The 22,969-nt window shown below is 68.7% G+C and carries 24 protein-coding genes and 1 riboswitch; of the genes, 17 read left to right on the top strand and 7 right to left on the bottom strand.

Annotated features, from left to right (window positions below; all coding sequences use genetic code 11):
• Positions 1-18 precede the first annotated feature (18 nt).
• Genes QH168_RS19700 through QH168_RS19690 form a run of 3 tightly spaced genes read right to left on the bottom strand, consistent with a single transcriptional unit; the run spans position 19 to position 2,931 of the window.
• The gene (locus QH168_RS19700; protein WP_280236254.1) at positions 19-1,029 is read right to left on the bottom strand and encodes an ABC transporter substrate-binding protein; all 1,011 of its coding nucleotides are present in this window, start codon (positions 1,027-1,029) and stop codon (positions 19-21) included.
• A gap of 14 nt (positions 1,030-1,043) precedes the next feature.
• Positions 1,044-1,847 carry an ABC transporter ATP-binding protein gene (locus tag QH168_RS19695; protein WP_280236203.1) on the bottom strand — a complete coding sequence of 268 codons (804 nt, stop codon included), beginning with the start codon at positions 1,845-1,847 and terminating at the stop codon, positions 1,044-1,046.
• Positions 1,848-1,899: 52 nt separating this feature from the next.
• Positions 1,900-2,931 carry a FecCD family ABC transporter permease gene (locus tag QH168_RS19690; RefSeq protein ID WP_280236202.1) on the bottom strand — a complete coding sequence of 344 codons (1,032 nt, stop codon included), beginning with the start codon at positions 2,929-2,931 and terminating at the stop codon, positions 1,900-1,902.
• Positions 2,932-2,980: 49 nt separating this feature from the next.
• Positions 2,981-3,092, bottom strand: a riboswitch (cobalamin riboswitch).
• Positions 3,093-3,171: 79 nt separating this feature from the next.
• Between QH168_RS19690 and QH168_RS19685 the strand changes: the two genes are divergently transcribed.
• The 6 genes from QH168_RS19685 to QH168_RS19660 all read left to right on the top strand — a co-directional run bounded on the left by QH168_RS19685 (position 3,172) and on the right by QH168_RS19660 (position 9,797).
• Complete coding sequence (locus QH168_RS19685; RefSeq protein ID WP_280236201.1) at positions 3,172-4,326, top strand: alpha/beta fold hydrolase; 1,155 nt, start codon at positions 3,172-3,174, stop codon at positions 4,324-4,326.
• Positions 4,327-4,394: 68 nt separating this feature from the next.
• Positions 4,395-5,486 carry an ABC transporter substrate-binding protein gene (locus tag QH168_RS19680; protein WP_280236200.1) on the top strand — a complete coding sequence of 364 codons (1,092 nt, stop codon included), beginning with the start codon at positions 4,395-4,397 and terminating at the stop codon, positions 5,484-5,486.
• A complete protein-coding gene (locus QH168_RS19675; protein WP_280236199.1) occupies positions 5,486-6,349 on the top strand; it encodes an ABC transporter permease in 864 nt (287 codons plus the stop codon). Before QH168_RS19680 ends, QH168_RS19675 begins: the two co-directional genes overlap by 1 nt.
• The gene (locus tag QH168_RS19670) at positions 6,325-7,071 is read left to right on the top strand and encodes an ABC transporter ATP-binding protein (RefSeq protein WP_280236198.1); all 747 of its coding nucleotides are present in this window, start codon (positions 6,325-6,327) and stop codon (positions 7,069-7,071) included. Before QH168_RS19675 ends, QH168_RS19670 begins: the two co-directional genes overlap by 25 nt.
• Positions 7,068-8,417, top strand: a complete 1,350-nt coding sequence (locus QH168_RS19665) for an LLM class flavin-dependent oxidoreductase (protein WP_432421139.1) — start codon at positions 7,068-7,070, stop codon at positions 8,415-8,417. The genes QH168_RS19670 and QH168_RS19665 overlap by 4 nt, the downstream gene beginning before the upstream one ends.
• 162 nt (positions 8,418-8,579) lie before the next feature.
• A complete protein-coding gene (locus tag QH168_RS19660; protein WP_280236197.1) occupies positions 8,580-9,797 on the top strand; it encodes an MFS transporter in 1,218 nt (405 codons plus the stop codon).
• A gap of 13 nt (positions 9,798-9,810) precedes the next feature.
• On the opposite strand, the gene QH168_RS19655 is transcribed toward QH168_RS19660, so the two are convergent.
• Entirely contained in the window at positions 9,811-10,401 is a 591-nt protein-coding gene (locus QH168_RS19655; RefSeq protein ID WP_280236196.1) for a TetR/AcrR family transcriptional regulator C-terminal domain-containing protein, read from the bottom strand.
• Between the two features lie 145 nt (positions 10,402-10,546).
• Here QH168_RS19655 and bioB point away from each other — a divergent pair, with 145 nt between their 5' ends.
• From bioB to QH168_RS19630, 5 genes are all read left to right on the top strand, one after another.
• On the top strand, positions 10,547-11,560 hold the full coding sequence (bioB, locus tag QH168_RS19650) for a biotin synthase BioB (RefSeq protein ID WP_280236195.1): 1,014 nt from the start codon (positions 10,547-10,549) through the stop codon (positions 11,558-11,560).
• A 22-nt stretch (positions 11,561-11,582) separates the two neighbouring features.
• Positions 11,583-11,792, top strand: a complete 210-nt coding sequence (locus QH168_RS19645; RefSeq protein ID WP_280236252.1) for a hypothetical protein — start codon at positions 11,583-11,585, stop codon at positions 11,790-11,792.
• A 35-nt stretch (positions 11,793-11,827) separates the two neighbouring features.
• Positions 11,828-12,538, top strand: coding sequence for a DUF2567 domain-containing protein (locus QH168_RS19640; protein WP_280236194.1), 711 nt, complete (start codon positions 11,828-11,830; stop codon positions 12,536-12,538).
• Positions 12,539-12,725: 187 nt separating this feature from the next.
• A complete protein-coding gene (locus QH168_RS19635) occupies positions 12,726-13,259 on the top strand; it encodes a DUF1353 domain-containing protein (RefSeq protein WP_280236193.1) in 534 nt (177 codons plus the stop codon).
• 146 nt (positions 13,260-13,405) lie between these two features.
• Complete coding sequence (locus tag QH168_RS19630; protein ID WP_280236192.1) at positions 13,406-13,612, top strand: hypothetical protein; 207 nt, start codon at positions 13,406-13,408, stop codon at positions 13,610-13,612.
• 118 nt (positions 13,613-13,730) lie between these two features.
• Here the strand turns inward: QH168_RS19630 and QH168_RS19625 are convergent, their stop codons facing one another.
• A complete protein-coding gene (locus tag QH168_RS19625) occupies positions 13,731-14,489 on the bottom strand; it encodes an NUDIX hydrolase (RefSeq protein WP_280236191.1) in 759 nt (252 codons plus the stop codon).
• 77 nt (positions 14,490-14,566) lie between these two features.
• Here QH168_RS19625 and nadA point away from each other — a divergent pair, with 77 nt between their 5' ends.
• The 3 genes from nadA to nadC all read left to right on the top strand — a co-directional run bounded on the left by nadA (position 14,567) and on the right by nadC (position 18,151).
• Complete coding sequence (nadA, locus tag QH168_RS19620; RefSeq protein WP_280236190.1) at positions 14,567-15,610, top strand: quinolinate synthase NadA; 1,044 nt, start codon at positions 14,567-14,569, stop codon at positions 15,608-15,610.
• Positions 15,607-17,208, top strand: a complete 1,602-nt coding sequence (locus QH168_RS19615; protein WP_280236189.1) for an L-aspartate oxidase — start codon at positions 15,607-15,609, stop codon at positions 17,206-17,208. Before nadA ends, QH168_RS19615 begins: the two co-directional genes overlap by 4 nt.
• A 94-nt stretch (positions 17,209-17,302) precedes the next feature.
• Complete coding sequence (gene nadC / locus QH168_RS19610; protein ID WP_280236188.1) at positions 17,303-18,151, top strand: carboxylating nicotinate-nucleotide diphosphorylase; 849 nt, start codon at positions 17,303-17,305, stop codon at positions 18,149-18,151.
• A gap of 69 nt (positions 18,152-18,220) precedes the next feature.
• On the opposite strand, the gene QH168_RS19605 is transcribed toward nadC, so the two are convergent.
• The gene (locus tag QH168_RS19605; RefSeq protein WP_280236187.1) at positions 18,221-18,859 is read right to left on the bottom strand and encodes a GNAT family N-acetyltransferase; all 639 of its coding nucleotides are present in this window, start codon (positions 18,857-18,859) and stop codon (positions 18,221-18,223) included.
• A 168-nt stretch (positions 18,860-19,027) separates the two neighbouring features.
• On the opposite strand from QH168_RS19605, the gene QH168_RS19600 reads away from it, so the two are divergent.
• Positions 19,028-19,876: a hypothetical protein gene (locus QH168_RS19600; protein WP_280236186.1), complete on the top strand. Its 849-nt coding sequence runs from the start codon at positions 19,028-19,030 to the stop codon at positions 19,874-19,876.
• A complete protein-coding gene (locus tag QH168_RS19595; RefSeq protein ID WP_280236185.1) occupies positions 19,873-21,048 on the top strand; it encodes a S8 family peptidase in 1,176 nt (391 codons plus the stop codon). The genes QH168_RS19600 and QH168_RS19595 overlap by 4 nt, the downstream gene beginning before the upstream one ends.
• Positions 21,049-21,077: 29 nt before the next feature.
• Here the strand turns inward: QH168_RS19595 and QH168_RS19590 are convergent, their stop codons facing one another.
• A complete protein-coding gene (locus tag QH168_RS19590) occupies positions 21,078-22,256 on the bottom strand; it encodes a winged helix DNA-binding domain-containing protein (protein WP_280236184.1) in 1,179 nt (392 codons plus the stop codon).
• Positions 22,257-22,551: 295 nt separating this feature from the next.
• Here QH168_RS19590 and QH168_RS19585 point away from each other — a divergent pair, with 295 nt between their 5' ends.
• Entirely contained in the window at positions 22,552-22,950 is a 399-nt protein-coding gene (locus QH168_RS19585) for a PPOX class F420-dependent oxidoreductase (protein ID WP_280236183.1), read from the top strand.
• Positions 22,951-22,969: the final 19 nt, after the last annotated feature.

The raw sequence follows: 22,969 nt of genomic DNA, 5'->3' as shown, positions 1-22,969 counted from the left end.
CCGGACCGCCTGACAGGCTCAGCGGATCACGTCGTCCGAACGTGGCTCGATGGTCGACGGCGGCACCAGTCCCCACTGCTCGAGCTGTTTGCGGATCTGTTCGGCCGCATCGATATTGAGCGGTCCGCTCGTCCACATGGCGTAGGGCAGGTTCAGGAAACGCCCCTCGGTCACGGCGCGCAGCTGGTTGATACCAGGTTTGGCGCGCAGCATCTCCACCTTTTCGGCATGGCTCTGCATCGGATAGTCGACGAACATGATCGCGTCCGGGTCGGCGCCCGCCAGCCGCTCCCAGGACACCGCGGTCCAGGTGTCGGGTACATCGGAGAGCACATTGCGTCCGCCCGCCGCGTCCAGGATCGCCTGTGGCGCACCGAAACTTCCACTGGAGAAGATGGTGTCGCTACCGCTGTCGAACAGGAAGATCTGCGGGGTCCGCTCCGGTCGCGGGGCGGCCGCCAACGCGGCGAGCCTGCGATCGAGATCGTCGACGAGTTCGGTGGCGCGGTCGGTGCGGCCGGTGATGGCGCCGAGATTGGTGAGGTCCTCGCGCAGCGCCGTCCACGGTTCGACCACACCGCGCGGGCGTTGTCCGGCTTGCTGGCGGCAGCTCTCGGTGAGTGTGTAGGCGGCGATGCCCGCGGCGCGCAACGAATCGGGGGTGAGGTTCTTGGATTCGTCGTAGCCGTAGTTCCAGCCCGCCACCATCACGTCCGGGCCCTTGGCCAGCACCGTCTCGCGGGAAGCTTGCTGGGGCGCTGCCGATTTCAGGCCGTCGACGGCAGCGGCGCCATAATGGCGGCGCAGCACCTCGGCATCGCGCTGCATACTCGACACCGCCACCACCTGGTTCTCGGCGCCGAGCGCGAGCACCATCGAGATCATATTGCCGTCGTTGACGAACATGCGCTGCGCGGGTGCGGGGAAGCTCACCTCGACGCCGCAGTTGCGGACGGTGAGATCGCCGGTGGCCGCCTCGGGGTTACCGCAGGCGGCGAGCGTTATGGCCAGCGTGGCCACCGACAGCATTCGGATCGGTTGTTTCACAGGGCCGCCTCTCGCGGGGTGATGAGCAGATGGTTCTCGCCGGTCTCCGGATGCGGGACGCGGGTGACGCGCACACCGAATACGGTGTCGACGATGTCGGCGCGCAGGGCGATCTCGGGTGGTTCGAGCGGATGAGCACGGCCCTCGTGCACCACCAGCACTCGATCGCAGTAGCGGTCGGCCAGCGCCAGATCGTGCAGTGCGGCGATCACGGTGCGATCCAGACTCCTGATCCTGGCGAGCAGTTCGAGCCGGTGGGTGATGTCGAGATGGTTGGTCGGCTCGTCCAGTAGCAGCACCGGTGTGTCCTGGACGAGTGCGCGCGCCAGCAGCACCCGCTGACGTTCGCCGCCGGAGAGCCGATGCACCGGGCGGTCGCCGAAACCGGCGAGATCCACCGCGGCGAGCGCCTCGTCGACGATCGCGCGTTCCCGCGACGACCCCGCGCCCCACGGCGGCAGATACGGCGTGAGCCCGAGCGCGACCACCTCGCAGGCCCGCAGATCATCGGGTGGACGTTCGTCCTGCGCCACCAGCGCCACCGTCCGCGCCCGCCGCCGCGCCGAGAGCGCATGCAGGTCGTCGGTGCCCACTGTGACGCGCCCACGCTGCGGCTTCGTCAGACCCGCGAGCGTGCGCAGCAACGTCGTCTTACCCGCGCCGTTCGGCCCGACGATACCGATCATCTCCCCGGACCGGATCTCGACATCGATCCCGGAGACGACCACGCGCCGACCGGCGGTACAGGCCAATCCGTGCGCAGCGACGATCGCGCCGCCGGTGCCGTGCTCGGAAGTCATGACGCCGCACCGCGAGCCGGGCGGCTCCCCGTGAACGCCGCGACTGTCGCGCTCATGAGGCACCGAACCGGTAGTGCCGACGACCCATCAGGACCAGGAACGCCGGTGCGCCGATCAATCCGGTGAGCACGCCGACCGGGATTTCGGTGGGACGGACCAGTACGCGGGTGGCGGCGTCGGCGATCACCAGGAACAGCGCGCCGAGCAGGGCGCAGGCGGGTAGCAGGGCGCGGTGGCGTGGGCCGACGATGAGGCGGGTGGCATGCGGCACCACCAGGCCGACGAATCCGATGCCGCCCGATACCGCCACCAGGACCCCGACCAGTACGGCCAGCAGCACGAACAGCGCGATCCGCAGTTCACGTACCGGAACACCGACCGACGCGGCGGTGTCCGCGCCCAGATGCAGCGCGTCCAGCCAGCCCGCCGCCGCGATCAGGCTCACGGCGCCGAGAACGACCACGGTGAGCGGCACCCCGATCCGGGTCCAGTCGGCCCCGGCCAGACTGCCGAGCAGCCAGAACAGCACCGATTGCGCGGCCGCGGGATCGGTGCTGCGGAAGATCAGGTAGCTGGTCATCGCCGAGAACGCCGAGGCGAGCACCGTGCCGGTCAGCACGAGCCGCAGCGGTGTCAACCCGCCCTGGCTCACCGCGATCACGAATACCAGTGCGGCGGCGGCGAACGCACCGGCCAGCGCGCCGCCGGACAACGCCCAGATCCCGGCACCGGCGAAGACGCCCGAGGTGAGCACCGTCGCGGCCCCGACCCCGGCACCGGACGACACGCCGAGCAGGAACGGATCGGCCAATGGGTTGCGCACCAACGTCTGCATCGCGGCGCCCGCCAGGGCCAGCCCGGCGCCGACGATCGCGGCGAGCATCGTGCGCGGCACCCGCAGCTGCCACACGATGGTGTCCATCCCCGGATCCGGTGGAACGCGTCCGGTGAGGCGGTGCGAGAGCACCTCGAGCACGCCGGGCACCGGTAGTGATTCGGCGCCGAATCCGGTGGCCAGGACCATCACCACGGCGAGCGCGGCCAGCAGCACGGGTAGCACGATCCGGATGTCGACACGGGTCATCGTGCGCGCACCATGGCTGAACAGCGCCCCACAGGCAAGTCGCGGCCTCTCCAGAGTTCGTCCGGTGGGGGAGGTCTGACTCGCGCCCGCGGGGCGCTCACAGTGGCGCGACCGTCCCGGAATTGCACCGGATTCCCGCACCCACCGAGGGTGCGACGAACTCTACCGAGCGGTCGGGTTCACCGCGGCGCCGGGGCGCGGCGATGGCAGGGCAGCGCGCGGCGTGCCTACAGTGAAAAGATGTCGCCCCTGGACGATCGGCACCCGTCCACAGTCACCGACTGGGACGACGCGCGACGGCGGGCCCGGCTGGCCGAGACCCGGTTCGGCCATACCTGGACGACGTTGCGCCGCACCCGGTTGGCGTTGTCGCGGGTTGCGGTGCTGGTACTGACCGTATTGATCGTCTTCATCCAGTACTTGGCGCATGATGTCGCGCCGGAACGGGCGCGGTTGGCGGGCACCGAACCGGCGCTGCTGCCGATCTCGGAGCCCGCCGACCCCGGCGATTGGGACACCGCCGTCGTGGATATGGTCGGTCTCGGCGGACTCAATGCCTCCGATACCGCCGAAGCCCTGCCCGCCCTCGCCGATATGGGGGTGGTGTGGGCGATCCGCTACGACAATCGCGGTATCGACACCAAGGTGATCGCCGATCTGATCATCCGGGCCGCGATCATGTCCGGTATCCGCAATATCGTGCTGACCGGGCACAGCATGGGCGGTGTGATCGCGCTCGAGGTGGGCCAGCACATCCACACCGACAGTGAGCTGCGGCTGGTCGGGGTGCTGCTCGATTGCACGCCGCTGGATCTGAACGCCGTGCGCCCCGAGGAACGCGGTCGCGGACAGGACATGGTGCGCTGGATGGGCTGGCTGCCCGGCGCCAGGGAGAGCCGCGCCTTGCGGCTGGTCGTCGAAACCTATGCCCGGCGCGAACGTTTCGTCGACCGTACCGGTGTGCCCGGTATCCGGCCGGGGGAGTTGCGTGCGGTGGTGGGTGAGGTGCTGCGTGACAAGATCTTCTCCAGCGACGCCGCGAGCAACGGCCTGATCGAAGCCCAGTTCCTGGCCATCGTCGCGGGCGGTTCGATCGACAATCTGCGGGCCCTGGCGCAACCGTCCGACGGTAAACCGCGTCCGGCGATCGTGTTCATCCGCCCGCACAACCCGTACCGCGACACGGTGGTCGATGTCGAACGCACCCATCAGGTGCTCATCGACGAGGTCGGCGGCATCGACGGCGCCCTGCTCGTGGTGCTGGCGCGCCGCACCGGACACGCGAATCCGCGCCAGCGTCCGGACGAATACAACACCGTCATCGCCCAGCAGGTGGTGCCGTTCGTGCAGCGGTTGGCACGGCAGACCGGCGTGCTGTTCGACGCGGGACGCTGAGGTCGGAGTTCGGATCACGCTGTTGTTAACGGTGTTCGGGGCGCGACCCGGATTGTTGAATTCCCCGCATGGCTCGACCTCGTTTCTTCCGCACCGGCCCACGTGCCCGGACCGCCGCCGCCCTGCTCGCCGCACTGTCGTTCGCGACGTTCGCGCTGACCGGATGCGCCGCCGACGACACCGAGGCGGGGTCGGTCGTCGACGGGCCGCTGCCCACCGAGGTGCCGCCCGGCACCACCCTCGTCATTGCCGACCAGTCCGAACTGCTGCGCCATCAGCTGCTGCTCTCGGGTGAACTGGACAAGCTGCCGTTCGAGGTCGAATTCGCCAACTTCGTAGGCGGCCCGGCCATCCTGGAATCCTTCCGCGCGGGTGCCGCCGATGTGGCGTGGGTCGGTGATGTCCCGCCCATCCACGCACTCGCCGCCGAACAGGACGTGCCGATCATCGCGGCCTCACAGATCGACCCGGCCTCACTGAAATTCGGGGTGGCGCCGGGCGTTTCGGTGCAGGACATCGCCGATATCAAGGGCAAGAAGATCGCCTACGCCGAGGGCACCTCACAGCAGGCGGCGGTGCTGCGTCTGCTCGACAAGGCGGGCCTGGCCACCTCGGATGTGGAGTTGGTGCGGATTCAACTGGCCGAGTTCCTCGACGCGGTGCGCACCGGTCAGGTCGATATCGCTCCGCTCGGCGAACCGAACATCACTCGCTTCCTGCGCACCTCCGGCACCTCGTTGATCCCCGACGCCGCCACCGAAGGCACCTATCCGGGGCTCACCTACCTGTACGCGCGCCGCGAGGTGGTGCGTGATCCGGCCAAGGCCGCCGCCACCCGCGCGCTGGTCGCCGCGTATGTGCGGTCCTGGCAGTGGGTGAACGACAACCGTGCCGAATGGGCGCAGAAGTATTACGTGGACAACCAGAACGTGAGTCTCGAGGACGCCACCCGCATCGTGGAATCCCGTGGTGTCGTCACTTTTCCGCATCTGGACCAGCGGCTCATCGATCGTCAGCAGGCCACCGTCGACGCCATCGACGCCGCCGGTGAACTGCCACGCAAGGTCACGGCCGCCGATGGTTTCGATCTGCGTTTCGATGCCGTCATCACCGAAACCGTCGGCCAGGTCGGCGCGAGCTTCGAACCGGGGAGCAACTGATGGCCGTACACACCGTCCCCGCGGGCTTTCTCGGACGCGCGTCCCGCACCAGCTCCACTCCCGCGCTCGCCACCCGTCGACGGACCCGCCGCAAATTGGGGCCGGGCCGGGCGATCCCGTTCGGCGCGGCCCTCGGTCCCGCCCTGCTGGTCGGCGCCTGGGTGATCGGCTCGGCCTCCGGCGCGCTCGACCCGGAGACGCTGCCGGCGCCGTGGACGGTCGCGCAGACCGCCGGCGACCTCATCGCCGACGGCCGCCTGCAATCGAACCTGCTCACCTCGTTGCAGCGGGCCGGGATCAGCTTGGTGCTCGGTGTCGCCATCGGTGTGGTGCTCGCGCTGATCGCCGGGCTGAGCAGGCTCGGTGAAGCGGTGGTCGACGGGCCGATCCAGATCAAACGCTCGATTCCGACGCTGGCACTGATCCCACTGTTCATCGTGTGGTTCGGCATCGGTGAGCAGATGAAGCTCATCGTCATCACCACCAGCGTGCTGATCCCCGTCTATATCAACACCCACGCGCATCTGCGCAGTGTCGATGCCCGCTATGTCGAACTCGCCGAGACGGTGGGCCTGTCGCGGTCGGCGTTCATCCGCAAGATCGCGCTGCCGGGTTCGCTACCCGGATTCTTCACCGGCCTGCGGCTCGCGGTCACCATCTCCTGGCTGGCGCTGGTCGTGGTGGAACAGGTCAACGCCACCAGCGGGATCGGCTACCTCATGACCCAGGCCCGCACCTACGGTCAGATCGACGTCATCGTGGTCGGCCTGGTGATCTACGGGCTGCTCGGGTTGCTCGGCGATCTCGCGGTGCGCACCGTGGAAAGGAAGACACTGTCATGGCGTCAGACACTGGGCGACTGAACGTCGTTCGCGCCCGCGACCTCACCCGCGGCTTCGGTGATCGGGTGGTGCTCGACGGCGTCGATCTCGATATCGCGCGCGGGGAGTTCGTCGCTCTGCTCGGTCGCAGCGGTTCCGGTAAGAGCACTCTGCTGCGGGCACTGGCCGAACTGGACGATGAGGTACCCGGCTCCGGTGAGCTGGCGGTTCCCGCGGAAAAGGCGGTGGTATTCCAGGATTCGCGGTTGCTGCCGTGGACCAGGGTGCTCGATAACGTCACTCTCGGGTTGACCGGTTCCGGCGCCGCCGAGCGGGGGCGCGCGGCGCTCGCCGAGGTCGGCCTGGAGGGGCGGGAGAAGGCGTGGCCGCGCGAACTGTCCGGTGGTGAGCAGCAGCGTGTCGCGCTGGCGCGTTCACTGGTGCGGGAACCGGCGCTGCTGCTGGCCGACGAACCCTTCGGCGCACTGGATGCGCTGACCCGGATCAAGATGCACGCCCTGCTGCGGGAGCTGTGCGCCAAACATCGGCCCGCCGTCCTGCTGGTCACCCACGATGTCGACGAGGCGGTATCGCTGGCCGATCGTGTGCTGGTGCTCGACGGCGGCCGCATCGCCCTCGACCGGCAGATCGAACTGGAACGTCCACGCCGGCACAGTGATCCGGCGTTCAATCGGTACAGAGAGGAGCTGCTCGGCGGGCTCGGAGTGGAGTCGCAGGCAGCGCAGGTGAAGCAGGCATCATGACCGAGCCACGACAGTTGAGTCTCAACGCGTTCATCTACCCCGCCGGACATCATGAGGCGGCGTGGCGGCACCCCGACAGCGGGGCCGACCGCATCTACGACGCGTCCTACTACCAGCAGATCGGCCGCACCGCCGAGGCCGCGACCTTCGACGCGGTGTTCTTCGCCGACGGCCCCGCGCTGCGCACCAATGTCGAATACAACGCCGCACCGGGCCTCGAACCGATCACCCTGCTCACCGCGATCGCTTCGGCGACAACCCATCTCGGCCTGATCGCGACGGCATCGACCACCTATTACGAGCCCTACAACCTGGCGCGGCTGTTCTCCTCGCTCGACCACATCTCCGGCGGCCGGGCGGGCTGGAACATCGTCACCACCGGAACCGAGGCGGCGGCAGCCAATTTCGGTCTCGATCGGCATCCCGAGCATCGGGAACGGTATGCGCGAGCGAAGGAATTCGTCGACGCCGTGGTCGCGCTGTGGGACAGCTGGGAGGACGACGCGATCCTGTTCGACCGGGCCGGCGGGCGCTACGCCGATCCGGACCGGATCCACCGGATCGATTTCGCGGGCGAACATCTGCGTGTGCGCGGACCGTTCAGCTCCGCGCGGACCCCGCAGGGTTATCCGGTGCTGGTGCAGGCCGGTGCCTCCAACGAGGGCCGGGAATTCGCCGGGCGCTACGCCGAAGCCATCTTCACCGCACATCAGCGGTTGGAGGACGGTCAGCGGTTCTACCGCGATATCAAAGAACGGGCGCGAAGCTTCGGCCGCAACCCCGAGCATGTCAAGATCCTGCCCGGCATCAGCCCGTTCATCGCCGACACCGAGGCCGGGGCACTGCGGCTGGAACGCGAGTTCAACGAACTCACCGTGCCGGAATACGGTCTGGCGCAATTGGAAAGCATCGCGGGTAAGAGCCTGCGGCATCTGAAGCTCGACGAACCGGTGCCCTACGAACTGTTCGCCGATGCGGGCGATGTCACCGACAACACGCAGAGCCGTCTGCAAGTGGTGGCGGGCATCGTCGAGCGTGAGCGCCCGACCGTGCGCGGACTGCTGCACCGCCTGGCCGGTGCACGCGGACATCGCGTATTCGCCGGAACACCGGAGCAGGTCGCCGGCACCATCGAGGAATGGTTCCGCAACGGTGCCGCCGACGGGTTCAACGTCATGCCGCCGTACTACCCGGGTGGGCTCGAGGTCTTCACCGAGACGGTGGTGCCGATTCTGCGTGAACGCGGGTTGTTCCGCACCGAATACACCGGCACCACCTTGCGTGATCACTTCGGGCTGCCGCGTCCGCAGAGCCAGTTCGCGCGCCGCCCAGCGCTGGCCAGGTGAGCGCGGGCGCAGTACTCGATATCTGCCTCGTAGCCGCGACGCTCACCGGCTCGGTCCGGGCGATGACCACCGCCTCGCGATCGTCCGGGGCATGGGGGCCCACCGATCCGACCTCGCCGCGTGCTCACGGCGACAGGTTCGGCGGCGGTCCCGAGCGCAGCGATGACCGTGGATAGCGGCGACCGGCTCGACCACCCGGCAGCGGTCGGTGTGGTGGAGAAGCCGCCACCGGCCCGACTGCGATCCATGGCCTGGGCGGTATTCGTGCCGTCGGCCGTCTACGGCGTCGGGGCGGGGGCCGCGGCGCCCATGTTCCCGTTGCGGGCGCTGGAGTTGGGCGCCTCGATCGGGCTGGCGGGTGTGCTCGTCGCGTTGTCCGGGTTCGGCATGATCCTGGCGGATCTGCCTGCGGGACGGGTGGTTTCCCGGTTGGGGGAGCGGGCCGCCATCGCGCTCGGATCGACCGCGGGCGCGGCGGGCATGCTGGCCGCGATCGTCGCACCGAATGTGTGGGTGTTCGCGATCGGCATGGTGCTCAACGGCGCCGCGAGCGCGGTGTGGGGCCTGGCCCGGCAGTCGTATGTGGTGGCGGTGGTGCCGCCCGCCGACCGCGGCCGGGCCTTCTCCGCGCTGGCGGGATGGATGCGCTTCGGCTTCTTCGCCGGGCCGTTCCTCGGCGCCGGGGTGGTGGCGGCCTGCGGTCCCTCCGGTGGGCTCTGGGTGCAGCTGGTGGCCATGCTGATCGGCGGGGCCATGGTGATGGCGATGCCCGAACCGGCGAGCGCGGTCGCAGCGAGCGCGCATCTCACGATGCGGTCGGTGGTGGGTGAACATCGGCGGCTGCTCGGCACACTCGGCACCGGCGCCCTGCTGATGGGCGCCGCCCGCGCTGCCCGTCAGGCGCTGCTGCCGCTGTGGGCCGCGCATATCGGCACCAGCGCCTCGACGACGGCGCTGATCTTCGGCATCGCGGGTGCGGTCGACGTACTGATGTCCTATCCGGCCGGTCTGCTGATGGACCGCCTCGGCCGCAAGGCCATCGGCGTTCCCTCGATGGGTCTGTTCGCTCTCGGCTACCTTCTGGTCCCGTTCGCTTCGACCGTCGCCGGGCTCACCGCGGTGGCGATCCTGCTCGGCCTCGCCAACGGTCTGAGCAACGGCGTCATCATGACCGTCGGCGCCGATATCGCCCCGGACACCCACCGTGCCGAATTCCTGGGCGCCTGGCGGCTCACCCATGACATCGGTATGTTCACCGGTCCGATCGTGATCGGTGTGATCGGTGCGGTGAGCGTCCTCGGCGCGTCCGCCGTCGCGCTCGGGCTCGCGTCCGGTCTCGGGGCTGCCGCGATGTATCGCTGGTTTCCCGGGCGGCCATGATGAACACAGCGCCTCAGCGCACCCGCGTGCCGAGCAGGTGCCGGATCCCGCCGACGAACAATTGCAGTCCGAAATCGAAACGGGCTGTGGGGTCGGGGGTTGCGGTGTCGTCGAGTGGGGAGTCCGCCTCGGCGAGAGCGCCCGCCGAATCCATCTGCATGCGGGATTGTTCGTCGACCGTGTGGCCGAGCACGTAATAGAGCAGCGTGAACGCGGCCAGTTCGGCTTCGGCGCGTGGCATCCCCGCGCGGATCGCGGCGCCCGCGAAACGTTCCCGGCCCTTGCTGGTGGTGAGGCGGGAGGCGTAGGTGGCCGAGACGAGTTCGGCGCCATCGCGGTAGGCGAGCAGGCAGTTGCGCAGCCGGTGGGCGAGTTCGGTGAGCTGGCCCGGCCAATCGGTGGCGGTGAGCGGGTCCTCCATGGGGGCGAGGATGCGGTCGGCCACCGCGCCCAGCAGCGCCTGCTTGTTCGGGAAATGCCAGTACAGGGCGCCGGGCTGCACCCGCAACGATCCGGCCAGACGCCGCATGGTCAGATCGGCGAGACCGTATTGGTCGAGGATGGCAATGGCGCCGTCGACCACATCGGACCGGTGCAGTTGCACGCTGGAACCCTCCCGTCGTGTTGTGACTCACTCTCGAGCTACCCTATCCTGAACACCGTTCAAGTTGCATGGTCGTACCGCGTGGATGCCACCTCGAGCGGCCACAACCGGCGGCCACCCCGGCCGGACGAAAGGGATTCGTGCAGTGACCCAGGCACCCGTCAAAACCGACATTCTGGCCACCGCCCGCGAGCAGGTGCTCGAACGCGGCGTCGGCCTCACCCAGGACCAGACCCTCGAGGTGCTGCGGCTCGGCGACGACCGGCTCGAGGAGCTGCTGGCCCTGGCCCATGACGTGCGGATGAAGTGGTGCGGACCCGAGGTCGAGGTCGAGGGCATCATCAGCCTCAAGACCGGCGGCTGCCCCGAGGACTGCCACTTCTGCTCCCAGTCCGGCCTGTTCCAGTCGCCGGTGCGTGCCGCCTGGCTCGATATCCCGAGCCTGGTCGAGGCCGCCAAGCAGACCGCGAAGACCGGCGCCACCGAGTTCTGCATCGTCGCCGCCGTGCGTGGTCCGGACGAGCGGCTGATGGCGCAGGTCGCCGCCGGTGTGGAGGCCATCCGCAACGAGGTCGACATCCAGGTCGCCTGCTCGCTGGGCATGCTGAATCAGGAGCAGGTCGATCAGCTCGCCGCCATGGGCGTGCACCGCTACAACCACAACCTGGAGACCTCGCGCTCGCATTTCCCGAATGTCGTCACCACCCACACCTGGGAGGAGCGCTGGGACACCCTGCGCATGGTGCGCGACGCCGGGATGGAGGTCTGCTGCGGCGGCATCCTCGGCATGGGTGAGAGCCTCGAGCAGCGCGCCGAGTTCGCCGCCAACCTGGCCGAACTCGAACCCGACGAGGTCCCGTTGAACTTCCTCAACCCGCGCCCCGGCACCCCGTTCGGTGATCTCGAGGTGCTCCCGGCCGCCGATGCCCTGCGCGCTGTCGCCGCGTTCCGGCTCGCCCTGCCGCGCACCATCCTGCGTTTCGCGGGCGGCCGCGAGATCACTCTCGGCGATCTCGGCGCCAAACAGGGCATCCTCGGCGGTATCAACGCCGTCATCGTCGGCAACTACCTGACCACTCTCGGCCGTCCCGCGGAGAGCGACCTCGACCTGCTCGGCGAGCTGAAGATGCCGATCAAGGCACTCAACGACACCCTCTGATCCGGCCGCGGTGACAACGAATATGGACGAGCGCTACAACCCGTTCACCGGTAAACGGATCGTGCCGGGCCTCGACGATCCGATCCCGCAGGCGGCCGCGCTCGGACTGGAACCGCCACGGTTCTGCGAATACTGCGGACGCCGGATGATCGTGCAGGTCAACCCCGACGGCTGGTGGGCCAAATGCTCCAGGCACGGCGTCACCGATTCGACCAGTCTGGAGCGCCGCTAACGCAGCGCCCGCGGCTGTCGGTCATAATCCAGCACATGGGCGGAGTGAATGTGACGGCGGACCCGGGCGCCGCCGTGCGCCGTGAGGTGGGCGCGGCGGGCGTGATCGCGGCCGCGGTGATCGCGGCCAACCTCCTCGGCGCCGTGGCGTGGGGTCTACTCGCGCCCGCCGAGCAGTTGCTCGTCGTGCAGCCGGGCCGCGGTGCCGCGCTCACCGGTGAGAGCGCGCACCAATTCGACGCGGTGGCGATCTTCGTCTGCACAGGCGCGGTGATCGGCGTGCTCTCGGCAGCCGGTGCGTGGCGGTGGCGGCGGATGCGCGGGCCCATCCCGTACGCGGGCCTGCTGTTCGGTTCGATCGCGGGCGGCTGGGCGATGGTCCGCCTCGGTGAATACCTCGCCGAGGCGAACCATCCGCGCCCGGCCGATCCGCCGGTGGGCCAGATCGTGACGCTGCCACCGGAGGTCGGGACCTGGCTGGCACTGGTGCCGCAACCGCTGATCGCCTCGCTGGTGGTGTTGTTCCTCGCGGCGCTGAGCACATCGGAAGATCTGGGAACCGGATACGCGGGCGCCATCGGCGCCTCGCGGCCGGTGCAGGAATACGTGTACGACCCGGCGTTGGTGTACGACCCGTACCGGGTGCCCACGGATCCGGGGATGTACGGTGCGCCGCCGTACGGGAATGCGGCCCAGCCGCAGGGAAATTCCGCCCAGCCGGGTGCGCCCGAACGCGATTCGAACTGAGCGCGCTGTTCACCTCCACGTCGGTCGGTAAAGGCAGCGTCCGCTCGGTCGGGTGACGGCGGGCCACCTTCGCCGGATGCGCGGGCGGGTCGCCAATGGTGGCCCAACCGTTGCCTCGCGGTCGGTCGTGTAGATATCCGGCGACCCTAGAATCGGTGCATACGCTGGACTTTCAGGGGAGAAGGCTATGCCGTTCGCTGATGGTGGGCTCGTTGTCGAGGAGATCGACGAGAAGTTCTGGCGGGTGGTGCAACCGCTGGAATATCGCGGCGCCACGGAACGATTCGTGGTGCCCGCGGGCTTCCGTACCGATTTCGCGTCGGTACCGCGTCCGGTGGTGTGGTTGATCCCGCGCTACGGCGCGTACACGAAAGCCGCGATCCTGCACGATTATCTGCTCGATTCCGGTGTGGTGAGCGTGGCCGACGCCGACGGTATCTTCCGCCGCACGCTGCGCGAACTCGGCGTCTCGGTGCCACGCCGGTGGATGATGTGGGCGGCGGTCCGTTTCGCCAACCGGCTGCGCGGCGCCACTGCGGCCGATATCGCGCTGTTGCTGCTCGTCGCGGTGCTGTCGATCCTGTTCCTCGCTGTCCCGGTCGTGGTCGTAACGGTGTATCTGATCCTGTTCTGGTTCGTCGAACTCATCGCCTGGGCTGCTCTGCGCATGACCCGGCGACGTCCCGAACCCGCACCCGCCCCGGATATGAAGTCGGCTTGAGGGCACGGCGGCGAACCTGCTCTCGGAGCGCCGGGTACCTGTGCGGAAAACAGGTGGCCGGTTGACCCTTCGCCACCTACGGTGACACGCGGCATGTCACAGACGGCGACAGCGTTGCCGAGCGAGCATCGAGAGGAGGTGACGATATGCGAAGCAGAACGCGAGCAGCCGCAGCCGGTCCCATGGCGAGCGATCCGACAGCGACCGATACGGAACGGGCACCAGCCGAACGCGCCGACCTCACCGCCTGGCGCAAACGCCACGCCCTGCGCAGTTCCAATGCCGCCCAACCCCTTCCGAACAAGCGCCGCTATCGGCGCGAGCGCAAGCACGCAAAAGCGGAGTACTGCTGAGGAGTCAGCCCTCTGCCGCTTCCGCGACCAACCGCGCTCGCCGGTACGGAGATCTGATCACCGTGGCTCGGCTGTGGGCCCCGGACGGACTCGGTATGCCGTTGGACGGCTCGCCGTTTCAGGTGGGCGGGCGTAGGGCGGCGAATTCGTCGGTGACGCGGAGTTCGGAATCGGTGAAGCGGTAGACCGCGGCGGGGCGGCCGCCGGCGCGGCCGGGGGCGGCGGTGTCACCGGTGGGGGTGATGACCTTGCGACGGCTGAGAACTCGCTGCAAGTTCGTCGTGTCTACATCGTAACCAAGTGCCACACAATAGATTTCGCGCAGAGTCGACATGGTGAAGGTGTCGGGGGCGAGGGCGAAGGCGATATTGGTGTAGGAGAGTTTGGCGGCCAGGCGGGCGCGCGCATGATCGACGACGATGCCGTGGTCGAACGACATATCCGGCAATGCCGAGACCGGATGCCATGCAGTGTCCGAGGGCAGCTGGGGATCGGCGGTCAACGGCACCAGACCCAGATACGCCGAGGCGATCCGACGCGGCGCGGGCACCCGATCGGGCGCGCTGAACACCGACAGCTGCTCGATATGGGTCAGCTCCCGGACGTCGACCTTCTCGGCCAGCTGCCGCCGCGCCGAGAAATCCAGGTCCTCGTCATCGCGCAACCGCCCGCCGGGCAGCGACCAGGTGCCCGCCTGCGGGTCGAGCGCCCGCTGCCACAGCAGCACGGCCAATTCGGTCCGTTGACCGGGTCGTCGGCGCCCATCCGGCTCATCCGGGCGCACGCCACCACTGTGACCTGCGGTGATGGTGGCAGGGAAGCGGCGAACCTGGAACACCGCGGTGAGCGATTCGTGGATGGTGTTACTATGGGGCACGTTTTCGATCATAAGTCGAAAACCTGGTGTGGTGCGAATCGGCGGTAGGGCCGGGTCGTACGAAGGAAGGAGCCATCATGACGATGATGGGAGCTGATCTCGCCCCCGCGCTGCTGGAGCGGGTTACCGACACCCCGTCGGGATTCACCGGGGTCGACCCGACACCCGAGTGGGCGAGCGAGGTCAAACGCCTCGCCAGGCTGCGCAATGCGACGATCCTCGCGCACAACTACGAGCTGCCCGAGATCCAGGACGTGGCCGACCACGTCGGCGACTCGCTGGCGCTGTCCCGAATCGCGGCCGAAGCACCCGAGGACACCATCGTGTTCTGCGGTGTGCACTTCATGGCCGAGACCGCCAAGATCCTCAGCCCGGACAAGACCGTCCTCATCCCGGATCAGCGCGCGGGTTGCTCGCTCGCCGATTCGATCACCGCCGACGAACTGCGCGAGTGGAAGGCCGAGCACCCGAACGCCGTCGTGGTGTCGTATGTCAACACCACCGCCGCGGTGAAAGCGCTCACCGACATCTGCTGCACCTCGTCGAACGCCGTCGATGTGGTGGCCTCCGTCGATCCCGACCGCGAGGTGCTGTTCCTGCCGGACCAGTTCCTCGGCGCGCACGTCAAGCGCGTCACCGGCCGCGAGAACATGCACATCTGGGCGGGCGAATGCCATGTGCACGCGGGCATCAACGGCGACGAACTCCAGGAACAGGCGCGCACCCACCCCGACGCCGAGCTGTTCGTGCACCCCGAATGTGGTTGCGCCACCTCGGCGCTGTACCTGGCGGGCGAGGGCTCGTTCCCGGCCGACCGGGTGCACATCCTGTCCACCGGCGGCATGATCGAGGCGGCCAAGGCGGCCAAATCGAGCCAGGTCCTGGTGGCCACCGAGGTCGGCATGCTGCATCAGTTGCGTAAGGCCGCGCCCGGCATCGACTTCCAGGCCGTCAACGACCGCGCGGCCTGCAAGTACATGAAGATGATCACCCCGGCCGCGCTGCTGCGCTGCCTCGCCGAGAACGCCGACGAAGTCCACGTCGACGCGGAAACCGCTGCCCTGGCCCGTGGTTCGGTCCAGCGCATGATCGAGATCGGTAACCCCGGCGGCGGGGAATGAGAGTCGACTGGACCGAGGACGCGGATTTTGTCGTCATCGGTGGTGGGGTCGCGGGCCTGACCGCGGCCCGCACCGCATCGCAGCGTGGCCTTCGGGTGCTGGTGCTGAGCAAGGGCGGCCCGACCGATACCTCGACGCAGTACGCGCAGGGCGGTATCGCGGTGGTCGCGCCGCACGGCGATTCGGTGCAGTCGCATGTGCGTGACACGGTGGACGCCGGTGGCGGCCTCTGTGATGTCGAGGCGGTCGAATCGATCGTGGCGGGCGGCCAGGACGCCGTTACCGCGCTGACCGATCTCGGCGCGGTCTTCGATCTCGGCCGCGACGGCCAGATCTCACGTACCCGCGAGGGCGGTCACAGCACCCGGCGGATCATCCACGCCGGTGGTGATGCCACCGGCGCGGAGGTCCAGCGCGCGTTGAACGAGGCCGGGCTTCCGGTGCTGTTCGGCACGGCCGCCCTGCGGATCGTCACCGGCGAGCGTGGCGTGCGCGGGGTGATCGCGGTGTCGGAGCGCGGTATCGGCGCGGTGCACGCTCCCGCGGTACTGCTCGCCACCGGCGGGCTCGGCCAGCTCTACGCGTTGAGCACCAATCCGTCCGGCGCGACCGCCGACGGGATCGCGCTCGCATTGTGGGCCGGTGCCGAAGTGGCGGATCTGGAGTTCGTCCAGTTCCATCCCACCGTTCTGCATACGCCCGGCGGGCTCGGGCGCAGGCCGTTGATCAGCGAGGCGGTGCGCGGTGAGGGCGCCGTGCTGGTCGATTCGCGCGGTGAATCGGTCACGGCCGGTGTGCATCCGCGTGGCGATCTCGCCCCGCGGGATGTGGTCTCGCGCGCCATCGCCGACCGGATGCGTCTGCTCGGCGAGGATCACGTCTATCTGGATGCCCGCTCCGTCGACGACTTCACCGACCGTTTCCCGACCATCACCGCCTCCTGCCGTATCGCGGGCCTCGATCCGCGCACCGATCTGATCCCGGTCGCGCCCGCCGCCCACTATCAGTGCGGCGGGGTCGTCACCGATGTCTGCGGACGCACCTCGGTGCCCGGTCTGTACGCCGCGGGCGAGGTCGCGCGCACCGGGCTGCACGGTGCCAACCGCCTCGCCTCCAACAGCCTGCTCGAGGGCCTCGTGGTGGGCGAACGCGCGGGCGTCGCCGCCGTGACACGGCTCGGCGAACCGACCGACTTCGCACCGGATACGGACTTCACCGCCCCCTCCGCACCGCGCGAGCTGGTGCAACAGCTGATGACGACGCATGCCTCGGTGGTCCGCGATGCCGCCGGTCTCGCCGCCGCGACCGAGGCTCTCGACAACGCGCTGACGCCCACGCACACAGCGCCGCCGCCGCGCCGCGATCTCACCGCCGCCGAACTATCGGCCCAGCGCATCACCGCCGTCGAGGACGCCGCCCTCACCGTGACCGCCCGCGCCCTACTGCTGGCCGCGACAGCCCGCCAGGAAAGCCGCGGCTGCCACACCCGCTCCGACCACCCGACCCCGTCCGCCACCCCCCTCAGCACAGCCGTCCGCCTGGCCCCGGACGCCACCCCGCACCTCATCCCGCTTGCGGTGCCCACAACCACTGGATGACCCGCCGAGCGGCACCTGGCTGCGGCACAACGCGAGAAGGCCCCGCAGCCAGGTACCACTCGCCGAACAGAGACATGAGAGTAGGGAGTTCGTGATGGATGTGGGGCGCGAGGAAGTGCTCGAGCTGATTCGTACCGCGCTGCACGAGGATCTGCGGTACGGGCCGGACGTGACGACTGTCGCGACGGTGCCGGAGGACGCGGTGGTGAAGGCGTCGGTGGTGTCGCGGCAGCCGGGGACGGTGGCCGGGATCGATATCGGGCTGCTGGTGTTGGACGAGGTCATCGGTGCTGGCGACTACGAGGTGGCCGCGCGGGTGGCCGACGGAACTCGCGTCACACCTGGGCAGTCGGTCCTCGATATCGTGGCCCCGACGCGCGGGCTGCTCACCGCCGAACGCACCATGCTGAACCTGATGTGCCACCTGTCCGGTATCGCCACCGCGACCGCCGCGTGGGTGGATGCGGTGTCCGGCACCGGATGCCACATCCGCGACAGCCGCAAGACCCTGCCCGGCCTGCGTGGTCTCCAGAAGTACGCGGTCCGGGTGGGCGGCGGCGTGAACCACCGGATGGGTCTCGGCGACGCCGCGCTCATCAAGGACAACCATGTGGTCGCCGCCGGTTCGGTGGTCGAGGCGCTGCGCGCGGTCCGCGCACTGGCCCCCGATATCGAATGCGAGGTGGAGGTCGACAGCCTCGAACAGCTCGATGCCGTCCTCGCCGAGAACGTGGAACTGGTCCTGCTGGACAACTTCCCGCTCTGGCAGACCCAGGCCGCCGTCCAACGCAGGGACGCCCGAGCGCCCGGCACCAAACTGGAATCCTCCGGCGGCCTCACCCTCGACGTCGCCGCCGAATACGCGGGCACCGGCGTCGACTACCTGGCCGTCGGCGCCCTCACCCACTCGGTCACCGTGCTTGACCTCGGCCTGGACATGTAGACCCCGCATCCGCATCCGGGCCACGTTCGCCGCGGACGACCGGGCGCCGGAAGCGGCGTGGGTCGCCGCTCAGAACTCCCGGACCATGGTGCGCTGACGCACCCTCTGCCCGTGGTAACGCACGCCAGGAACCAGCGGCTCGGATCCATACGCGCGAAATCCCATGCGCTCGAAGAACTTCACCGCCCTGGTGTTCTCCACCAGGGTCTGCAAATGGCAGCCCGGTGCATCTACCGACCGCAGGCGAGCGAACCACAGCTCCATCATGGCGTCGGCGGCGCCGGTGCCGCGCCCCTCGGGAGCGATATTGATGTGCAGGTGCGCGGGCCAGCGTGCATCGGTGAAGTCTTCCGCGGCGGGGGTGCGCCGGATCTTCCCGATCACGGTGTCGAGGGTGGCGCGGCCGAAGAACAGGGCGGAGCGGGACAGGAAGATCGAGCGGTAGCGGCGAAACGCCTGCTCCATCCGCTCGCTCTCCGATGGGAACGCCGCGGTGTCGACGCAGCCCGCGAGATATCCGACCAGGCGGCCGTCCTGTTCGGCGACGAACAGCGACTCGGGCTCCAGGTCCATGTACGGATCGAGGTACACTCCGGCCTCGGAGTCCAGGTGCCCCCATAGGCTTTCGGTGGGTGAGCCGGTACCGGCGCGCCCGAACAACTCGCGGAGCGGCGCGCGATCGGTTTCCTGGAACGGTCGAGTCTGCATGGATTCGATCGTAGTGGGGATGGGTATTGACATATCCGGTCGGCAGGTCGACACCCGATACGAGGCTGTCGCTGCTGCCCGATAACGATCCACCGGAGAAGGAAACAGATGTCGTACCCGCCGCCTGCCGGTCCGGGCAGCGCACCGCCGCATGCCCAACAGCCCCCGATGCGAGCGCCTCGGCCCGGGCCGGGCCTGCCGCCGCCCGGCCAGGCACCGTGGCCGCCGCAGCCTCCCTATCAGCAGCAGCAGCAGCCGCCGCCAGCTCCTGGCGGCGGAGCCGGGCGCAAGGTGCTCGGCGGAATATTCGCGTTCGTCGGTGCCCTGGCCATCCTGGCGGGTGGCGTACTCGCCGAGAACGCCTACAGCAACCATCAGCAGAAGCTCCCCAATGCCGCCTACGGCGAGAACCTCTGGCGAGATGAACCGGTGGACAAGGTCTTCCCCCCGACACTCGGCGGCCGCACCGGTTACGGCGGCGGGCTCTACGACCCGCAGCAGGCGATCTGGAACCGGGTGGGGATCTCGCCCGACACCGAATGCGACAAGGGCCTGACCCGGCACACGCTGGAGGCGGCACAGACCAATGGCTGCAAGGCGGTCCTGCGGGCCACCTATGTGGACACCACCGCCAACATGGTCGCGACGGTCGCGCTGGTCGTGCTGCCGAAGGGGCCCGAGGACAGCGGTCCGAAGGACAAGGTCGCCGAGGTCTACCTGGACAACCGGCTCATCGAGGGCGCCGTGGCCCCGTACCCGGTTCCCGACACGCTCGCGGCCGGGTGGAAGGACCGCAACGGTTCCTATCTGCATGAGATGTACGGCGACGAGTTCCCGTACGCCATCGGGGCCAGCATCGGCTCCGTGGACGGACATGTGGCGGGCGAACTGCCCGAGGAGTGGGGCGAACTCGGTGGTCAGGACACCGACCGCGATTCGTGGCATGCCAATGCCCAGGACTTGGTCGACCTGTTCTCCGGGCATCTGGTCGAGCTGAAGAACGGAGATCTGCGGTGACGTTGCGATCCATCCGCGTCGGCGCCAAGGCGGTGGCGGCGGGCCTGCTCGGGGTGACACTCACCTTCGGTGCGGCGCCGGTGGCATCCGCCGAGGACGCGCCGGTCAGCTGGGAGTTCGAGGCACTGGGCCTGTCTGCCGCGCACGCGCGCACACAGGGCGAGGGTGTGACGGTGGCGGTTCTGGACTCCGGTATCAATGCCGATCATCCTGCCCTCGCGGGCCGTGTGGACCAGGTCGGACCGGACTTCTACGATTCCGACGGCCTCCAGGCGGGCGACGCCGAGTACGGCATCCACGGCACCGCCATGGTTTCCGATGTGCTCAAGGTGGCACCGAAGGCGCGGATCATCACCGCGCGGGTGACCGACGACAGCACAGAGGAGGACGGCACGCTCGAACGTACCGAGGACAATGTGACGCCCTTGGCGCACGGGATCGATTGGGCGGTCGAGAACGGCGCCGATGTGATCTCGATGTCGCTGGGCGGCGGCCTGTTCGCCGAGTTCGACGGCACCGAGGTCGCGGCCGCTTCCCGAGCCGTGCACAAGGGCGTCACCCTGCTCGCGGCGGCCGGGAACAGCGGCGGCAGTGACGAGGTCAACGACGGCAACTTCCCGGCCGGGTACGCCAACGTCATCTCCGTGGCCGCGACCCAGCCCGGCGGCGGGCGCGCCGAATTCAGCACCGTGCGGACGCACAACACGATCGCGTCCCCCGGAGTCGGCATCGTCAGCGCCGACTCCGCCGGTGGCTACCGCCCCGTCGACGGCACGTCACCGGCCACGGCGCTGGCCTCAGGTGTGACCGCATTGATGCTCGCGGTGAACCCCGAACTGACCCCGGCGCAGACCCGCGCGATCCTGATGAGCACCGCCGCTCACCCGCCGGGCGGGCATGATGCTCTCGTCGGGGCCGGGCAGATCAATGCCGCCGAAGCGGTCCGCGTGGCCGCCGACCCGCCGCAGATCGACACCTCGGCCAGGGAATACACCGGCGACGTGCAGCACTTCGGCGAGCCGTCGGGTACCCCGCAGGCCATCCAGGCGCCGATGGAAACCAGCATGTTCACCGCCGGGCTCGGCGCGCTCGGTGTCGGTGTTCTCCTGGTGGCGATCGGCGGTGCGTTGATCTTCCGCAAGTCGAAAGCGGCTCGCGCACACGGCAGGTGAGCTGCGCGAACTGCGCCACCGGCACGGTCCTAGGCGGTGAGTTCGCGTTCGAGGGGGGTGCGGAAGCGGGGGATCGGGCGGACCTCGCCATACCAGGCGCCGATGCGTTCGGCTTCGGCGTCGATCAGGGCGAGGGCGTCCGATCCGACGTCCTCCAGCAGCCGCAACGCGATCTCGCCGTCCTTGCGTTGCGCCCAGCCGCCGACGATGCGGCCGTCGCACCAGATGGTCGGCCCGATATTGCCGTTGCGGTCGAACAGGGCGCTCGCGTGCTCGCCGAGGTACCAGGCGCGTGCCTGCCAGCCCATCGGGGTGGGGTCGAGGGCGGGCAGCAGAGCGGCCCACGGTTCGGGTGTGGGGACCGGGTCGAGGTCGTCGGTCAGGACGACGCCGGTGCCCTCGTCGAGTTCCACTTCGGTGATGTCGAGGCGGGCGAGGGTTTTTCGGACCTCACCCAGCGTCCATCCGGTCCACCATTTGATATCGCCGATCGGTGCGGGCCCGAACGTTCGCAGCCATTGCCGGACCAGTTCGGCGCGGGCGTCGTCGGCGGGGATCGCCGCGATCCCGTCCGGTAGCCATGATTCGATCGGCGCCCAGGAGTACTGGCTGCTCGACCAGCTGCCGTTGGGGCGTCCGCGCACGATCCGCCCCTCCGCGCCGAGCGTCACCAGCACCCAGGTGGTGATATTGATCGGCCGCGAATAGGACTTGTCCGGAGTGGGATTGACCTGGGTGCGTAGCAGGGGCACCTCCTTGCTCAACTGCGCGCCGGTCGCCGCGCCGCGCGCCAGCAGCGCCCGATGCGTATCGTCCTCGACCGCGGCCAGCCACGACCGCACATCACCGTCCCCGATGCCCGCCTGCGCGAGGAACTTGCCGTAGGTGCGTCGCTGCTTCTCGGCGAGTGCGTCCGCGCACGAGGTCTGTAAGACCGGGACCAGTTCGATCGGCGCGACGAACATCGTGCGCCGCATCGCCAGCATCCGCAGCAGCGACCGGTCCTCGTACAGCGCCCGCTCGATATCGCCCGGTGTGATCTCGGTGCCACGCGCGGCCACCGACAGGAACACCGTCGCGGGATCGGTCGCATGCAGCACCACCATCGACCGCGCGATCTCCGCGACCTCATCGCTGCGCGCCGCCGACGCCAGCCGATGCCGAATCCCGAGCCGTGCCCGCCGCTGTGCGGTATCGATCGAACGCATATGCGAATCCTAGCGAATCGTCAGTGGTGACCCCTGGTGGATCGGCGCGGCGGCGATCGGAAATCTAGCAACGCTAGACAGGCTAGCGGTCGGATGTTACCGTTGCTCCAGTTTCTAGCATCGCTAGAATTTGGAAAGGGAAACTGAAATGCTCATCGTCACCGGCTAGATCATCGCCATCGCCGGACTGTGCGCCGCGCTGATCCTGTTCTGATCCCGGACCACGACACCACACGACACCCTCCGGCGGATCGCCGGGCACCTCCGATATCGAATGCACCGAGGAGTAAGTGATATGACCTTCACCAGCAATGAGCAGCGGTTTCTCGCGGAGGCCGGCATCGGTCGGCTGGCCACCGTCTCACCCGACGGCGTCGTGCAGAACAATCCGACCAACTATCGGGTGAACGCCGACGGCACGATCGACATCGGGGGGATGCGGATGCGTACCAGCCGAAAGTACCGCAATGTGGCCGCGGGCAGTCGGGTGTCGTTCGTGATCGACGAACAGGTTTCCTTGGAGCCGTACGTGATTCGCGGCATCGAGATCCGCGGTACGGCCGAGGTACTCGACGACGAGGAGCCGCCGTTCCCACCCCAGGAACGCGCCGTCATCCGGATTCGTCCCGAACGAGTCATCTCCTGGGGTATCGACGGCGGATCCTTCGACTTCGCCGGTCGCACCGTCGAGTAGCCGGACGCCGTGGGCGATC

Source organism: Nocardia cyriacigeorgica (assembly GCF_029868385.1).
Classification (GTDB): Bacteria; Actinomycetota; Actinomycetes; order Mycobacteriales; family Mycobacteriaceae; genus Nocardia; species Nocardia cyriacigeorgica_F.
Note: the sequence above shows the minus strand (reverse complement) of the source record. Positions and strands in the feature narration are given on the sequence as shown.

What these genes read in the sequence shown, in the direction of transcription:
- QH168_RS19615 (WP_280236189.1), top strand. Translation starts at nt 15,607, where the DNA reads ATGAGAGTCGACTGGACCGAGGACGCGGATTTTGTCGTCATCGGTGGT.
- QH168_RS19695 (WP_280236203.1), bottom strand. Translation starts at nt 1,847, where the DNA reads ATGACTTCCGAGCACGGCACCGGCGGCGCGATCGTCGCTGCGCACGGA.
- QH168_RS19665 (WP_432421139.1), top strand. Translation starts at nt 7,068, where the DNA reads ATGACCGAGCCACGACAGTTGAGTCTCAACGCGTTCATCTACCCCGCC.
- QH168_RS19640 (WP_280236194.1), top strand. Translation starts at nt 11,828, where the DNA reads ATGGGCGGAGTGAATGTGACGGCGGACCCGGGCGCCGCCGTGCGCCGT.
- QH168_RS19690 (WP_280236202.1), bottom strand. Translation starts at nt 2,931, where the DNA reads ATGACCCGTGTCGACATCCGGATCGTGCTACCCGTGCTGCTGGCCGCG.
- QH168_RS19680 (WP_280236200.1), top strand. Translation starts at nt 4,395, where the DNA reads ATGGCTCGACCTCGTTTCTTCCGCACCGGCCCACGTGCCCGGACCGCC.
- nadA (WP_280236190.1), top strand. Translation starts at nt 14,567, where the DNA reads ATGACGATGATGGGAGCTGATCTCGCCCCCGCGCTGCTGGAGCGGGTT.
- QH168_RS19660 (WP_280236197.1), top strand. Translation starts at nt 8,580, where the DNA reads ATGACCGTGGATAGCGGCGACCGGCTCGACCACCCGGCAGCGGTCGGT.
- QH168_RS19685 (WP_280236201.1), top strand. Translation starts at nt 3,172, where the DNA reads ATGTCGCCCCTGGACGATCGGCACCCGTCCACAGTCACCGACTGGGAC.
- nadC (WP_280236188.1), top strand. Translation starts at nt 17,303, where the DNA reads ATGGATGTGGGGCGCGAGGAAGTGCTCGAGCTGATTCGTACCGCGCTG.
- QH168_RS19600 (WP_280236186.1), top strand. Translation starts at nt 19,028, where the DNA reads ATGCGAGCGCCTCGGCCCGGGCCGGGCCTGCCGCCGCCCGGCCAGGCA.
- QH168_RS19590 (WP_280236184.1), bottom strand. Translation starts at nt 22,256, where the DNA reads ATGCGTTCGATCGATACCGCACAGCGGCGGGCACGGCTCGGGATTCGG.
- QH168_RS19670 (WP_280236198.1), top strand. Translation starts at nt 6,325, where the DNA reads ATGGCGTCAGACACTGGGCGACTGAACGTCGTTCGCGCCCGCGACCTC.
- QH168_RS19605 (WP_280236187.1), bottom strand. Translation starts at nt 18,859, where the DNA reads ATGCAGACTCGACCGTTCCAGGAAACCGATCGCGCGCCGCTCCGCGAG.
- QH168_RS19630 (WP_280236192.1), top strand. Translation starts at nt 13,406, where the DNA reads ATGCGAAGCAGAACGCGAGCAGCCGCAGCCGGTCCCATGGCGAGCGAT.
- QH168_RS19675 (WP_280236199.1), top strand. Translation starts at nt 5,486, where the DNA reads ATGGCCGTACACACCGTCCCCGCGGGCTTTCTCGGACGCGCGTCCCGC.
- QH168_RS19700 (WP_280236254.1), bottom strand. Translation starts at nt 1,029, where the DNA reads ATGCTGTCGGTGGCCACGCTGGCCATAACGCTCGCCGCCTGCGGTAAC.
- QH168_RS19635 (WP_280236193.1), top strand. Translation starts at nt 12,726, where the DNA reads ATGCCGTTCGCTGATGGTGGGCTCGTTGTCGAGGAGATCGACGAGAAG.
- QH168_RS19645 (WP_280236252.1), top strand. Translation starts at nt 11,583, where the DNA reads ATGGACGAGCGCTACAACCCGTTCACCGGTAAACGGATCGTGCCGGGC.
- QH168_RS19585 (WP_280236183.1), top strand. Translation starts at nt 22,552, where the DNA reads ATGACCTTCACCAGCAATGAGCAGCGGTTTCTCGCGGAGGCCGGCATC.